We start from the raw sequence: 14,528 nt of genomic DNA on the forward strand, positions 1-14,528 counted from the left end.
AGCTATTTCCTTCCTAAAAGTTTGCTATAGACATACCCTTCCCTAACACCTGTTTGGCTAACATTTATTGTATCGATTGAGAAAAATTTACAAATTTTATTTAAAATTATCATTCCTGGCAAGAGAGTGTGAACCCTATCAGGTTTGACAGCAAGAATCATATCTAGCTTAGACCTGTCATCTGCCTTTAAGATTTCCTTAAGCATCTTATTAAATTCGCTTGCATCCATGCTTCTAACGCTATCATCAAGCTTATAATATTCCTTGTAGAATTTTAAGCTAGCCCTAGCAGATCCACCTACTGCTGCAAGAATTTTTTGATCTTCTGCATACATAAGGCTATCTTCAAGAAGCTGATCAATGCGTTTTTCAATTTCTTTCTTATCAGATTTGTCTGCAAATAAGCCATCGACATAGTCATTAAAGGCTGATAAAGAGCCAATTGACAAGGAAACTGATTTTATAACCTTTCCTTGATCAATTAGGACAATTTCTGAAGAACCGCCACCTATATCTGTAAGTACACCCTCTGCTACTTCTGTTGAAATAGCCGCACCTACAAAGGCAAGCTTAGCCTCTTCTTCGCCTGAAAGTATTTCTACATCTAGGTCCAGCTTATCCTTGATCAGATTTAAGACATCTGCCCTATTTGCCACATCCCTTACAGTAGCTGTGGCGAAAGGATAAACACCATCAATATCATCAAAATTATCCACAACTGCCTTAAATTTCCCTAAAGTGTGTAAGAGTCTTGAAATGCCCTTTTCTGTAAGCCTGCCCTTTTTAACGAAAGATTTTAGAGAAACTTGCTCTTTTTCTGAAAATAGATTAATAGCTTCGCCATCTTTTTCCTTATAAACTGATAGCCTTACGGTATTTGAACCAATATCCATTATTGCATAAATCATTTGATATCTCCTAGGTAATTTAATTTGTAATCAACTTCCATTATTTGGTCAATCAGTCTTTCTGTCTTGGCTGATTTCTTTGTCATAAATATATTTACCCCTTTTTCGCCAGATCTTAGGTCTAATTTATCTGCTAAATAAATTGCAGGATCTATGATATTTGCCTGGCAAGTGAGATTTTTTTGTATTTGGTCTTTAATCAGCGGGTAATGAGTGCATCCTAGAATTATATTTTCAAGAGCCTTGTCATTGGCAGGATATAAATATTCTCTAAGTGTCTCATCAAGGTCAGGTCCCTCAAGATATCCCTCTTCGATTAAATCTACAAGCTTAAGAGCTGCCATTTCATAGACTGTGGCATCTTTTTTTGCTTCTATCTTATTTTTTATATAATGACTTGATATTGTGGCCTTGGTGGCAAGGGCTAGGTAATCTCCCTCATATTCAAGGCTTGCCTCAACAGCCATATCTGTAATGGCAATAAATTTCTTTTTGAAATGCTCTATAAGGTAATCCTTGCAAGTAACTGAGATTGTATTGCAAGCAATTATATAGAAGTCTATATCAAATCTTTCTAAAAATGTGACAAGCTCTATAGCAAATTTTTTAATTTCTTCTTTTGGCCTATTGCCGTAAGGGACCCTTAGGTTATCACCTAGATAATAGAAATTGGCGTCATTTTTCTTGGCTAGCTCATTTAAAACAGCAATTCCGCCTAATCCTGAATCAAACACGCCTATATTAGTCATCTATAAGGTCCACCTTTTCTACAAAGTCATAGACATCTTTGAGATTCTCATAGGCCTTATCAAGAGTCTCATCATCAAAGAAAATCCCAAATACAGTTGCTCCAGAACCTGAAACAAGGGCCCTAGAAGCTCCGTTGGCCAAAATATTTTCTTTGATAGTATTTAAGTGAGGAAAATCTCTGAGGACTACTTCCTCCATCACATTTTCAAAACTATCGATTATCTCAGACTTACCCTTTTCTAAACCACAAATGATTGCCTCATTATCAATATGACCATAGGTTTTTGTTCTCTTATAGACATAAGATGATGCGATTTCTGTCCCATCATTTATAAGGAGGAGTTTCATCTTAACTTTATTGGTAAAAGGTGTTATTATCTCGCCAATTCCCTCAGCCCTTACCAGGCTTTCTTCAAAGAAAAATGGAATATCAGCCCCTAGGCTTTTTCCAAGCTCAGCCATTTCTTTTTTTGAAAGACCCAGGTCCCAGAGCTCATTTAAGGCCTTAATGGTTTCCGCACAATCTGTAGACCCTCCCGCAAGGCCTGCTGCAAGGGGAATATTTTTCCTAAGTTTGATAGCTACTCCTAGGTCTTCTCCCTTCTCATAAGCTAAAGGAGCTAATTTTTTGTAAGCCTTGTAGATCAAATTATCTGTCAGATGACCTAAATCTATATTAGACTGGTACTCAAATTCACTTGTCCCTGTCTTTTTAATTTCTAACTTATCATATAAGCTAATCCTTGCCATGATTGTATCTATATCATGATAGCCATCGGCTCTCTTCTTTAGAATATCAAGGCTTAGATTCACTTTTGCAAAACATTTTTTAATCATATATACCTCAAAATTATTATATCCTTTATGATTATTTTTTCTATACTTTATCTAAATAGCTTGACAGGAAAAATAAAGGGTATATAATAAAGCATAACAAGCGATGATAGGAAGAGTAATCTTACATAAATCCTCTAGCGAGTCTTGTACAGTGGAAGAAGACAGGTAAGGGTAAGATGAAGAGAGTCTTTGAGCTTAAGACCTGAAATAAGAGTAGGGCCTTAGGGGTGTGCCCCTTACAGCATAAGGTATGATAGTACTTATTAAGTCTTATTTTGTGAGAAATAAGAGAAATTGGGTGGCAACACGGTAAACTCGTCCCTAGAGGGAGGAGCTTTTTTTATGCCCAAAAAAGAAAGGAATTTATAATGAAAAAACTATTAATCGGTGTCCTATTAGCAGGACTAATGACAGGATGTGGATCAAATAATAATACTAAGGATGCTAAGGAAGCAGAAAGCGCAGATAAATTACCAGGTATCCTTGCAGATGGAAAATTAACTGTAGCAACAAGTGCGGACTTTGCCCCATATGAATTTTATGAGGGTGAAGATATTGTTGGTATCGACCCAGAAATTGTAAAGGCCATTGGCGAAAAATTGAAAGTTGACGTAGAAATTAAAGATATGGACTTTAACAACATCATAGCATCAATTGGTTCGGGCAGGGCCGATATAGGTGCTGCTGGTATGACTGTAGATCCAAAAAGGCTTGAAAATGTTAACTTTACAGATACTTACGCATCTAGTACTCAAATATTCTTAATAAAGAAAGATAGCGGAATCAAATCAAAAGATGACCTAAAAGATAAAACAATTGGTAGCCAACTTGGTACAGTAGGAAATGAGATAGCTGAAGAAGAATTTGATAAAGTATCCGCCTTTGCCAAATATCCTGATGCAGTTCTTGCCCTTCAAAATGGAAAAGTCGATGCAATCTTAATGGACAAAACTTCAGCAGAAAAATTCCTAGCTGCCAACGATGACCTAGAAATCATGGAAGCTGACTACGAATCTGAAGACTATGCCTTTGCTATTGGTAAGGAAGAAGATGAAGCAAAAGAGATAATAAATAAAGCTATCAAAGAACTACAAGACGATGGCACAATCGAAAAAATTGTCAAAAAATATAAGTAGGCCCTGATGTTTGACTTAATTAAGACAAATCTATTAGATGATAATCTGTATATTTACCTGCTAGAAGGGCTTAAAATAACCCTTCTAGTAAGTATAGTATCCCTGATATTATCCTTCATCCTAGGCCTAATCCTTGCTATAATCAAAAAGGCCAAGCTAGACCTCAATCCAAAATGGGACAATCCAAAAGGCTTTGCCCTTAATCTTCTTGATAAACTAGCAGGCCTATTTATAACAATAATAAGGGGGACTCCATCAACCATCCAACTACTAATTATGTTTAACGTAATCCTAGTAGGACTTGATAACCTGGTAATCATTGCCATAGCAACCTTCACCTTAAACTCAGCAGCTTATATGTCTGAAGTTATAAGAAGCGGGCTAAATTCAGTATCTAAAGGAGAAGTAGAAGCAGCAAGAAGCCTTGGCTTATCATATAACCAAGCACTTTTTAAGATAAGCCTTCCCCAAGCCTTAAGAAATGCCCTACCAGCCCTCGGCAATGAAGTAATAACCCTCCTAAAGGAGACATCAATATCAGGATTCATAGGCCTAGCAGACCTAACTCGTGGGGCATCAATAATAATATCCAAAACCTTTAAGGCCAGTGTCCCTTACCTTGCGGCAGCTCTAATCTATCTAATTATAGTAATTCTAATAGAGCAAGCCTTCAAAGCCATGGAAAGGAAGGTAAAACATGTTAGAAGTTAAAAATCTCCACAAGTCCTTTGCAAACAACGAAGTTCTAAAAGGAATAGACTTAAAAGTCAATAAAGCTGATGTAATCTCAATAATTGGCCCTTCAGGCTCAGGAAAATCAACCTTCTTAAGAAGCCTAAACCTCCTAGAAGAGATAGATAGCGGCGAGATATTATTTTTAGGAGAAAATGTAAAAGATATAAATATAAATAGTCTTAGAGAAGAAATAGGTATGGTATTTCAAAATTTCAACCTCTTTTCTCACTTGACAATAATAGACAACCTAACCCTAGCTCCAGTCCTAAGGGGCAAGCTAGATAAGGAGCAAGCCCAATTAAAGGCAAAAGAGCTCCTAGAAAGAATCGGTCTATCAGATAAGAAAGACTCCTATCCAGATGAGCTTTCAGGTGGTCAGAAGCAAAGGATAGCAATAATAAGAGCTCTCATGATGAATCCAAAAATCATGCTCTTTGATGAACCAACCAGCGCCCTCGATCCAGAAATGGTAGGAGAAGTCCTAAATCTAATGGCAGATCTTGCAAATGATGCCATGACAATGCTTGTAGTAACCCACGAAATGGCCTTTGCAAGAGAAGTATCAAACAGGCTAATCTTTATGGATGCAGGAAAAATTGTCGAAGAAAGTAAGGGCCCAAAAGACTTCTTTGCAAATCCAAAAACAGACAGGGCCAAAGATTTCTTAGGAAAAATAATTTGACAAAAGATAAAAATTATAGTATCATTTAATAGTGATACTAAGCGGGATTGGCGGAATTGGCAGACGCGCAAGACTAAGGATCTTGTGACCGATTTTAGGTCGTGGAAGTTCAAATCTTCTATCCCGCACCAAACTTAATTAACATAAAAAAAGAAGGCATTGACCTTCTTTTTTTGTAGTTATATTTCTAATTTTATAATTTGCTAATGTATTTACATTTTTTAATTCGCCATATTTTAAACCTAGATAAAGTTTTTCCTATTTAAAATATTTTACATAAAATTAATCTATATCTAATTTAAATATCACCCTTATCTTCAACTTCTTTATGCTTCTTCTTATCCATCAAATAGGCATAGATTAGACCCACAATCACCATGATTGGGATTTCAAATCCGTTTAGGTCAAATAATTTGGGGATTCCTATTACTATTATTACAAAGATTAGGTCAAAGTTTATGTAGGCCATCCAGCTTTTGTCCATAATTTTGTAGTTGTGATAGACCATCATTATGATACCTGCTATGTATATGACAAAAAATATAAATTCTAGGTCTCTATAGCCCCTAAAATAGCTTAGGCCAAGACCTCCTAAGATTTGGACTAGATATTCAAATAAATATATGCTCATGACTTGCTCCTTTATTTGATTATATCAAAAAAACGGCAGTTTTTAAACCGCCGTTTGATGTTTTAGATAAATAAGCCTGCACAAACTACTGATACTACTGTCATTAGCTTGATTAGGATGTTTAGTGATGGGCCTGAGGTGTCTTTGAATGGGTCACCTACTGTATCTCCCACGACACTTGCCTTGTGAGCTTCTGAACCTTTACCAAATTCTCCATCAAGTGTTTCAATGTGTTTTTTGGCATTGTCCCAAGCACCACCTGCATTTGACATGAATATTGCAAGTAATACTCCTGTTACTAGGGCTCCTGCAAGAAGGCCGCCTAGAGTTTCTGGTCCAAAGACCTTGCCTACAAATATTGGAACTACTATAGCAAGTATACCTGGTAGGATCATTTCTTTTAAGGACGCTGCTGTTGAGATTTCAATACATTTTTGATAATCTGGTTCGCTTGTTCCTTCTAGTAGACCTGGGTCGTTTTTAAATTGTCTTCTTACTTCTTCAATCATTTCTGTCGCAGCCTTACCTACTGAGTTCATGGTTAGGGCTGAGAATAAGAATGGTAGCATACCGCCTACAAACATTCCTGCTACTACCTTAGAATCTAGAATTGATATTGTTTCTAGCTTAAGTGTTTCAGAATATGTTACAAATAGTGATAGGGCTGTTAGGGCTGCTGATCCTATGGCAAAACCCTTACCAATAGCTGCTGTTGTGTTACCAATTGAGTCTAATTCGTCTGTTATATCTCTAACATGACTTGGAAGTTTGGCCATTTCGGCGATTCCTCCAGCATTATCTGTGATTGGTCCGTAAGCATCTACTGTTACAGTTGTTGCTGTTGTTGAAAGCATTCCTACTGCTGATAGGGCTATACCAAAGACTCCATCTGCCCAGAAGGCTACGATTATTCCAAGTCCTATAAGGATTATTGGATAAACTGTTGAAAGCATTCCTGTTGATAGACCTGCTATGATGTTTGTTGCAACACCTGTTTTTGATTCTTCTGCTATATTTTTTACAAATTTATAATGGTCTGATGTATAAATTTCTGTCAATAGTCCTATCAAAATACCTACTATGATGCCTGTAATTATAGCTAGGGCTGCTCTTAAGTTTCCAAAATATGATAAGGAAAGGATAAGGGCTGCTACAATAACTATAGATCCTGATAAGTAGATTGTTTGCATTAAAGCTGATTGTGGACTCTTGTGTTTCTTTCCTAGGAAAAGAATTGTTGATGCAATTGATGCAAGGATTCCGATTGATACTAATAGTAGGGTAAATTTAAGTCCTACTTCACCATAAGATACAAGACCTAGGGTTATAGCTGAGATGATTGCTCCTGCATAGGATTCAAATAAGTCTGCTCCCATACCTGCAACATCACCTACGTTATCTCCAACGTTATCTGCAATTACTGCTGGATTTCTTGGGTCATCTTCTGGAATTCCTGCTTCAACCTTACCTACAAGGTCTGCACCAAGGTCAGCAGCCTTTGTATAAATACCACCACCAACTCTAGCAAATAGAGCTACAGATGAGGCACCTAGGGAATAACCCATTACAATTGCTGGATCTCTAAAGATCATAAAGCTTACTACAAGACCTAAAAATCCAAGTCCTGTAACAGCAAGTCCCATTACTGAACCACCTGTAAAGGCAAGCTTTAGGGCTCTAGATCTACCACCCTCCATAGCTTCGTTAGTGCATCTTGCGTTAGATTCTGTAGCTGTAAGCATTCCTATAAAGCCTGTTAGCATTGAAAAAGCTGAACCTACTATATAGCAAATCATAATCCTATAATCTAGGAAAATAGCTATAAGGATTGAAACTACAACTACAAAAATAGCGATAAACTTATACTCACTTGAAATAAAAGTCATAGCTCCATTTTTGATATAACCTGATATCTCGCTCATTCTTTCTGAGCCTTTAGAAACAGGTAATATCCTCTCTCTTATGTTGAAAGCCATTAGGACTAAAGCCAAAATAGCTACAAAGAGGGATAAAATTTCTATAAACATATTTCCTCCTAATGTTATTAAATTTTTATGGGCTGTATGATTCAAATTATAAATATAAAAGTTTCCAAAAAGAAATTTCTTAATAATATTCCAAAAAGAAAAATCCTTAAAATCATACTGCCTCATATTATATACTTAATTATACTTATTTTTTAACCAAAAACTATCATAAAAGTAAAAGTTTTTGATAAATTTAAGATTTTTCTTAAAAAAACTAAATGTCACAAATAAAAAAGGATGCCGGCGCACCCCTTCTAATTGCTTATTGAAATTTATATATTTTTTATTATTCTTATTGTTCTTCGTAAGGCAATAAAGCTACTTGTCTAGCTCTTTTGATTGCTCTTGTTATTTCTCTTTGGTGTTTAGCGTTAAGACCTGTAACTCTTCTTGGAAGAATTTTACCTCTGTCAGTAATAAATCTTTTAAGAGTTTCGATATCTTTGTAATCTATTACTTTAGATGGGTCTTTAACAAATGGATCAACCTTTTTTCTTGGTTTAAATCTTCTTACTGCCATTGTTATTCCTTTCTCTATAATCTAGAAGGGAATTCTTCCATCGTCTTGGATTTCAGTAAAGTCATCATCAAAAAAGTCATCATTGCCGCCAAAGCTATTTGAGCCTTGGTTTTGTTGATTATAATTTTGATTTTGGTAGTTATTAGTTTGAGAATAATTGTTATTATAGGTATCTTGGTTGTCACCTGGGAAAGATCCGCTATTAGCTGATCTTTGACCGTCATTTCTTGAGCCTAAAAACTCAACATTATCAGCAACAACATCTGTTGTATAAACAGTCTTACCTGTTTCTCTATCTTGGTAGCTTCCTGTTTGGATCCTACCTTCTACTGCACATTGACTTCCTTTACTGAGGTATTTAGAGGCATTTTCGCCTTGTCTACCCCAAACTGTGATTCTTGGAAAATCCGCTGTTTGACGATTAGATGCTTCCGCTTCTTCTCTTCTTTCTCTGCTTAATCTTCTATCAATAGCTAAATTGAATGTACAAACCGCTTGGTTTGATTGTGTGTACCTTAACTCTGGGTCCCTTGTTAAGCGACCTATCAGTATAACCTTATTCAAATTAGTCCTCTTTTCTTATAACCATGTATCTAAGAATTGAATCAGATAGTCTTAATCTTCTTTCGAATTCTTTGATGTGATCTGGTTCAGCTTTGAAGTCTACGATATAGTAGTAACCATCTTTAAGATCGTTAATCTCATATGCTAGTCTTCTCTTTCCCCAATCATCAACTGATACAACTTCGCCATTTTCTTCGATATGACCTTTAAATCTATCAAGAAGAGCTACTCTGTCAGCATCAGCTAAGTCAGTTTTGAAAATCAATACTGCTTCATATATATTCATATTTTCACCTCCCTATGGACTATTGACCCCGTTTATACTACGGAGTAGAGAATTCCTAGTAATAATACTCCTTTAGCATCCTTATGTCAAATAATATCTTTAAGGATATTTATTTTCTAAAATGGGTAAGTATTAATTAAGAAATAAAGGAGGCAAATATGAAATTATTAGAAGGAAAAGTTGCAATCATAACTGGCTCATCAAGAGGTATTGGTTATGCCGTTGCGGAAAAATTTTTAGATAATGGAGCAAAAGTTGCTGTTCTTGGTTCAAGAGAAGAATCTGCTAACAAGGCCCTTGCGAACTTAAAGGAAAAATATAATCAGGAAAATTTTAAGGGTTACTGGCCAAAGCTTACAGATGAAGAAAGTGTAAAAGAATTTGTAGAAAAAGTCCTAAGTGACTTCGGCAAGGTTGATATCCTAGTAAACTGTGCAGGAGTTTCAGATAATATCCCAAGCCTTGATGCTGACCTTGCTCATTTTGCCAATGTAATGAATATAAATGTAAATGGCACCTACAATATGATCCACAAGATTCTGCCTCATTTTATAGAGAAGAAGGGCGGGGTAATTGTAAACTTCTCATCAATGGTAAGTAAAAATGGCCAACAACTTGGAGTTGCCTATCCGGCAAGTAAATTTGCTATAAATGGCCTAACCATATCCCTTGCTAGAGAGCTTGGTCCTTATGGAATTAGGGTAAATGCAGTTGCTCCTGGTGTTACAAACACAGACATGGTAAAAGTCCTTCCTAAAGAACAAATCGAACCTGTCAAACAAATGATTCCATTAAAAAGGATTGGCGAACCAGAAGATGTGGCAAATGCAGTCTTATTTTTAGCAAGCGATATGGCTTCCTACGTATCAGGAGAAATCCTCTACTGTGACGGGGCAACCTTTATGTAGCTTTTATTTAAAAATTCCTAGGTCCATTTTTGGATTAGGAATTTTTTATTTGGGCAAGAAAAAAGAGGCCCAAGCCTCTTAATCTTTATATTCCAACAACATCTCCCACATCTATACTAAACATCAAGCCTACTCCAGGCTGATTCATATCTCCTAGGACTTCCTTAACAGCATCCTTGGCCGCCCTTAGATCTTCATCATCAAGAAGGGTAAAAATCGTCTTATTATAAGGTCTATTATTATCCATAACCGACCTTAAAACTCCACCAAAAAGTGGTATTTCTCCCTCAATAAGGGCTGATCCCATCCCCTGAGAATCAAGGATTGTCGCTCCTGTCACCCCCACTTCTACAAATTTTTCTAAAATGTCATTTAATTTTTCTGTCTTATTTAAAACTAAAAATAACGCCTTCATGACTTTTTCTCCTTTACTAGCTTTCTTTTCAAACCATCTACCTCGCCTGCCTTTGTAATTGATACCTTGGCAAGGATTGGCCCTAGGATTTCAAATACCAAGACTGAAAATAGAATAACTGTGATTATCTCGTTCGCAAAATCTGGTAATTCTCTTGCTACAATCATTGATAAACCAATAGAAATCCCGCCTTGGGATAAGAGTGATAGTCCTAGCCATTTGACAACTGTATCTTCGGCGCCAACAAGCTTAGCGCCAAGCGATGCTCCAGATATTTTCCCAGCCGCTCTAGACAGGGCATAAAATATTCCAAGTGATCCTATTGACATAAGGACTGATAAGTCAAGCTTAGCCCCTGCAAAAGTGAAAAACAAGAGATTGATAGGTGGAGCAAAATTATTTATATTATCAAAAACCTTTCTTGAATTGTTATGATAATTTACAAGCACTCCACCCACCACCATATTCACTAAAAGTGGTGAAAGTTTGAAGAAGTTTGCAAGACCAGTTGATAATAAAATTACTGTAATAATTGACGAAAGCTCATCATCCTTTGACCTAACTTTCTTAATTAAATAGATAAATACTAAGCCAATTAAAAGTCCTAATAAAAATGACAGGGCAATTTCTATCAGAGGACTAAGTATCATCATAGGTATTGATAAGCTCTTTTCCCCGATGGCAAATTTGGCCAAGGACATAGAAACTCCAAAGCTTATAATTCCAAGGACATCATCAAGGGCTGCAACTGGTAAAATTGTCTTGGTAAGTGGCCCATAGGCCCTAAATTGCCTAATAACCATCATTGTCCCTGCTGGAGCAGTAGCTGCTGACATAGAAGCTATGATAATTGAAAAAACAAAGGACTTGTCCAAAATAAAATACATGACTGAAAATACTAAAATCAAGACCCCAAGGACCTCAAAAACAGTGATTACAAAGACGTCCTTGCCAAGCTTTTTCAAATCTTCTAGCCTAAACTCACTTCCAATCGAAAAGGCAATAATTCCTAGGGCAAGCTCATTTACAAAGTCGACCATAGGCTGGTTAGCATCACTTAAAACATTTAAAAATGAAGGTCCTAATAACAAACCAGCCACTATATAACCAGTGACATTTGGCAATTTAAACCTTCGTGAAATCTTGCCTCCAATAATTCCCAAAAAAATCATCAGGGCTAATTTAATCTGAATATCCAATAAAATCCTCCTCCATCCTTATTTCATAATTTTATAAGATATATTATAATACATATATATTATACTATTTAAGTAAATATAAGCTAATCTTGTCAATTTATAGGCAAAGAAAAAGACTAGGATTTCCTAGCCTCTTGATTATCAGAATTAATTTTCTATTCTCCTATGCTATAAATAGCATTGGCAATGGCTTTGCTCATGACATCAGCTGCCAAGGCACCAACCAGGTTAATATCTGCCTTGATTTTATTGGTAGCTAAGGAGAATATTGTATCCCCATCCATCATTGTGTGGACTGGATTAATCGATCTAGCATAGCCATCATGGGCCATGCCGGCTATTTTTGTAAGCTCAGTCTTAGTAAAGGTCGCATTGGTTGCTACTGCCCCAATTGTTGTGTTAGTTGGCTTGATATCAGCAAAAGAGCCTAGGATTTGGTCTAGGTAATCCATGGTTTTGACCATCTTGCCATCTATAATTGGTCCTGCAATTTGAAGGCCCTTATTGTAATCATAAATATCTCCAAAGGCATTTACAGCCAAGATTGCAGATACAACTAGGTCTCCCCTTTTTATTGAAGCTTGGCCAAGTCCTGATTTCATCAAGTGGTCTGGCCCAAGTCCCTTGGCAACTGTTGCTCCAGTCCCTGCTCCAACTAGTCCCTGGCTCTTATCTTCATAGGTAGCATTATCATAAGCCTCTTGTGTCATGGCTGCATTTGGTCTTGCCTTAGAACTTTTATAGGCTAGGTCAAATAAAACCGCCTGGCTAATTATTGGCACGACTCCCACACCTACATTAAAACCAATCCCTTCCTTTTCAAGGATTTTCATCAAAGCCGAGGAAGCCTCAAGTCCATAGGCAGACCCTCCTGAAAGGATAAGGCCGCTTAGCTCTGAAACTTGGTTTAGAGGATTTAATAGGTCAGTCTCCCTTGTACCTGGCGCCCCTCCCCTTACATCGACTCCTGCAGTATTACCTGGATCTGGAAGGATTATGCTTAGGCCTGTTCCTCCATCTAAGTCTTGGGCGTGACCTAATTTGATATTTCCAACATCAGTAAAATGTCCACCATACATCAGATATCCTCGTTTCTATACTTATCCATCATTGAACCAAAGACATCTGATGATGAAGGTGGAGTGTAGGAGATGGCATTTGCCCCAGCTTCGATGGTCTCTAGGATGGATTTGCCGTCCTTACCACCAGTGGCAATTATTGGAAACTTATCTCCAATATCAGCCCTAATGTGGGCAACTAAATCTGCTGTATACTTGCCCCCTGATACATTTAAAATCTCAGCTCCTGCCGCAATTTTAGCCTTGTAATCATCCTTAAGGGATGTCACAGTGGCTATGACTGGTATGTCTACAAATTTAGAAATCTCTTCTATATCTTCGTGAGGAATTGGCCCATTTACTACCACTCCATAGGCTCCTGCAAGCTCAGCATAATAGGCTATCGCCCTTGACCTTGGCCCTTGAGTTGTTCCCCCACCCACTCCTATAAAGCAAGGCACGCTTGCAATTGAAATTATAGATTCTGTTATAGAATTAAGGGGTGTGTATGGATATACTGCCATAATTGAGTCGGCATTTGAATTTCTAATTATTGCAAGGTCTGTCGTAAAGAGCAGAGACTTAATTCTCTTATCAAAAATCTTAATCCCACTTGCCTTATAGATTTCTTCTGGCACTGATATAAATGATTTTCTAAGTTTAGAATGTACCTCGGGTACGAATTTTTTATCTGTCATAATATTAATCCCTGTTAAATAAATCTCTAGTGTAGACCCTTTCTCTTACATCTATAAGCTCGTCTTCAAGCCTATTTGCTAAGATTAGGTCTGCCTTTTTAAATTCTTCTAAATTATTAACGACCTTCATGCCTTCAAAATCATCGCCGTCAATATTTGGCTCATATATAATTAAATTTGCTCCCTCTTTTTTGAGATTTTCAATCACATCAAAGATGGCAGACTTTCTAAAATTATCTGAACCCTTTTTCATAACTAGCCTATAAATGCCGATTAATTTTGGCTTCTTATCCATAATGTCTCTGCTTAAATAATCTTTTCTGATATCATTGGAATCAATAATTGCCTTAAATAAGGCATTTGGTATGCCGGCAAAGTTAGCATAAAGCTGCTTGGTATCCTTTGGCAAGCAATAACCACCATAACCAAAAGATGGGTTATTGTAATGGTCTCCAATCCTTGGATCAGCTGACACACCCCTTATAATATTTTTAGAGTCAAGTCCCTTGGCCAAGCTAAAGGAGTCTAGCTCATTAAAAAAGGCCACCCTTAGGGCAAGGTAAGTATTGGCAAATAGCTTTACAGCCTCAGCCTCGCTTGAGCCCATAAGAATAAGTTCTGGGTCATTTAGGGCTTCTTTCTTATAAAGACTTCCGATTTTCTCTCCAAAGCCCCCTTCATTTGAAACAATAATCCTAGAAGGATTCAAAGAATCGTAAAGTGCCCTGCCCTCTCTTAAAAATTCTGGCGAAAATATTATATTGTCACATCCATATAAGTCATTTATTTTTTTGGTGTAGCCTATTGGTATAGTTGATTTTATAAGAATTGGCAAGTCTTTCCTTATAGCCTTAATCTCCTTTATAGCATCGTCTAAGAAAGATGTGTCAAAATAAGATTCCTCCTCATCATAATTTGTAGGAAGAGCAAGGATTACTAGGTCGCTGTCCTTAAAATCATCTACTCCACTAGTCTTTGCCACTAGATTTAATTCTTTGTTCTTAAGATAGTTTTCTATGTAATCATCCTTAATTGGTGATATATTGTTATTGATAAGGTCAACTTTTTCTTTACTTATATCTACCCCAACCACCTCTTCTGATTGAGCTAGCAAAATAGCATTTGAAAGGCCCACATAGCCCATGCCAAGTACAACAATTTTCATATTTCCTCC

General features: G+C 36.8%; 17 protein-coding genes, 1 tRNA gene and 1 other annotated feature. Of the genes, 5 read left to right on the plus strand and 13 right to left on the minus strand.

The genetic code is table 11. The features are described 5' to 3' along the window. Nucleotides 1-2: 2 nt before the first annotated feature. From NH286_RS05895 to ispE, 3 genes are read right to left on the minus strand one after another with little or no spacing between them, the layout of a single operon-like run. Nucleotides 3-908: an exopolyphosphatase gene (locus NH286_RS05895; RefSeq protein WP_106459884.1), complete on the minus strand. Its 906-nt coding sequence runs from the start codon at nucleotides 906-908 to the stop codon at nucleotides 3-5. Further along, entirely contained in the window at nucleotides 905-1,657 is a 753-nt protein-coding gene (murI, locus tag NH286_RS05900; RefSeq protein ID WP_106459883.1) for a glutamate racemase, read from the minus strand. Before murI ends, NH286_RS05895 begins: the two co-directional genes overlap by 4 nt. Next, nucleotides 1,650-2,495: a 4-(cytidine 5'-diphospho)-2-C-methyl-D-erythritol kinase gene (gene ispE / locus NH286_RS05905; RefSeq protein WP_106459882.1), complete on the minus strand. Its 846-nt coding sequence runs from the start codon at nucleotides 2,493-2,495 to the stop codon at nucleotides 1,650-1,652. Before ispE ends, murI begins: the two co-directional genes overlap by 8 nt. Nucleotides 2,496-2,589: 94 nt before the next feature. After that, nucleotides 2,590-2,821: a binding site (T-box leader), on the plus strand. A gap of 42 nt (nucleotides 2,822-2,863) precedes the next feature. On the opposite strand from ispE, the gene NH286_RS05910 reads away from it, so the two are divergent. From NH286_RS05910 to NH286_RS05925, 4 genes are all read left to right on the plus strand, one after another. After that, a complete protein-coding gene (locus tag NH286_RS05910) occupies nucleotides 2,864-3,631 on the plus strand; it encodes a transporter substrate-binding domain-containing protein (RefSeq protein ID WP_265237575.1) in 768 nt (255 codons plus the stop codon). A gap of 6 nt (nucleotides 3,632-3,637) precedes the next feature. Further along, nucleotides 3,638-4,342, plus strand: coding sequence for an amino acid ABC transporter permease (locus NH286_RS05915; protein WP_265237577.1), 705 nt, complete (start codon nucleotides 3,638-3,640; stop codon nucleotides 4,340-4,342). Then, on the plus strand, nucleotides 4,329-5,048 hold the full coding sequence (locus NH286_RS05920; protein WP_265237579.1) for an amino acid ABC transporter ATP-binding protein: 720 nt from the start codon (nucleotides 4,329-4,331) through the stop codon (nucleotides 5,046-5,048). Before NH286_RS05915 ends, NH286_RS05920 begins: the two co-directional genes overlap by 14 nt. 41 nt (nucleotides 5,049-5,089) lie before the next feature. Further along, a tRNA-Leu gene (locus tag NH286_RS05925) sits at nucleotides 5,090-5,179 on the plus strand. Between the two features lie 167 nt (nucleotides 5,180-5,346). On the opposite strand, the gene NH286_RS05930 is transcribed toward NH286_RS05925, so the two are convergent. The 5 genes from NH286_RS05930 to rpsF all read right to left on the minus strand — a co-directional run bounded on the left by NH286_RS05930 (nucleotide 5,347) and on the right by rpsF (nucleotide 9,076). Continuing rightward, a complete protein-coding gene (locus NH286_RS05930; RefSeq protein ID WP_265215385.1) occupies nucleotides 5,347-5,679 on the minus strand; it encodes a hypothetical protein in 333 nt (110 codons plus the stop codon). A 62-nt stretch (nucleotides 5,680-5,741) separates the two neighbouring features. Continuing rightward, nucleotides 5,742-7,706 (minus strand): sodium-translocating pyrophosphatase, encoded by a 1,965-nt coding sequence (locus NH286_RS05935; protein WP_265237581.1) that lies wholly within the window; start codon nucleotides 7,704-7,706, stop codon nucleotides 5,742-5,744. Between the two features lie 292 nt (nucleotides 7,707-7,998). Further along, nucleotides 7,999-8,226, minus strand: coding sequence for a 30S ribosomal protein S18 (gene rpsR, locus NH286_RS05940; RefSeq protein ID WP_106459876.1), 228 nt, complete (start codon nucleotides 8,224-8,226; stop codon nucleotides 7,999-8,001). Between the two features lie 21 nt (nucleotides 8,227-8,247). After that, nucleotides 8,248-8,790 (minus strand): single-stranded DNA-binding protein, encoded by a 543-nt coding sequence (locus NH286_RS05945; RefSeq protein WP_265237583.1) that lies wholly within the window; start codon nucleotides 8,788-8,790, stop codon nucleotides 8,248-8,250. A 1-nt stretch (nucleotide 8,791) separates the two neighbouring features. Continuing rightward, nucleotides 8,792-9,076, minus strand: a complete 285-nt coding sequence (rpsF, locus tag NH286_RS05950; protein ID WP_106459874.1) for a 30S ribosomal protein S6 — start codon at nucleotides 9,074-9,076, stop codon at nucleotides 8,792-8,794. A gap of 158 nt (nucleotides 9,077-9,234) precedes the next feature. Between rpsF and NH286_RS05955 the strand changes: the two genes are divergently transcribed. Further along, nucleotides 9,235-9,984, plus strand: coding sequence for an SDR family NAD(P)-dependent oxidoreductase (locus NH286_RS05955; protein ID WP_265237585.1), 750 nt, complete (start codon nucleotides 9,235-9,237; stop codon nucleotides 9,982-9,984). 85 nt (nucleotides 9,985-10,069) lie between these two features. On the opposite strand, the gene NH286_RS05960 is transcribed toward NH286_RS05955, so the two are convergent. The 5 genes from NH286_RS05960 to NH286_RS05980 form a co-directional block, all read right to left on the minus strand. Next, nucleotides 10,070-10,399: a P-II family nitrogen regulator gene (locus NH286_RS05960; protein WP_265237587.1), complete on the minus strand. Its 330-nt coding sequence runs from the start codon at nucleotides 10,397-10,399 to the stop codon at nucleotides 10,070-10,072. Next, entirely contained in the window at nucleotides 10,396-11,598 is a 1,203-nt protein-coding gene (locus NH286_RS05965; RefSeq protein ID WP_265237589.1) for a cation:proton antiporter, read from the minus strand. Before NH286_RS05965 ends, NH286_RS05960 begins: the two co-directional genes overlap by 4 nt. A 155-nt stretch (nucleotides 11,599-11,753) precedes the next feature. Then, complete coding sequence (locus NH286_RS05970) at nucleotides 11,754-12,677, minus strand: P1 family peptidase (protein WP_265237591.1); 924 nt, start codon at nucleotides 12,675-12,677, stop codon at nucleotides 11,754-11,756. Next, entirely contained in the window at nucleotides 12,677-13,354 is a 678-nt protein-coding gene (locus NH286_RS05975) for a hydrolase (protein WP_106459870.1), read from the minus strand. The genes NH286_RS05970 and NH286_RS05975 overlap by 1 nt, the downstream gene beginning before the upstream one ends. Before the next feature lie 4 nt (nucleotides 13,355-13,358). Beyond that, nucleotides 13,359-14,519, minus strand: coding sequence for a nucleotide sugar dehydrogenase (locus NH286_RS05980; RefSeq protein WP_265237594.1), 1,161 nt, complete (start codon nucleotides 14,517-14,519; stop codon nucleotides 13,359-13,361). Between the last annotated feature and the right edge of the window lie 9 nt (nucleotides 14,520-14,528).

The organism is Anaerococcus sp. NML200574, from assembly GCF_026131665.1.
Classification (GTDB): domain Bacteria; phylum Bacillota; class Clostridia; order Tissierellales; family Peptoniphilaceae; genus Anaerococcus; species Anaerococcus kampingae.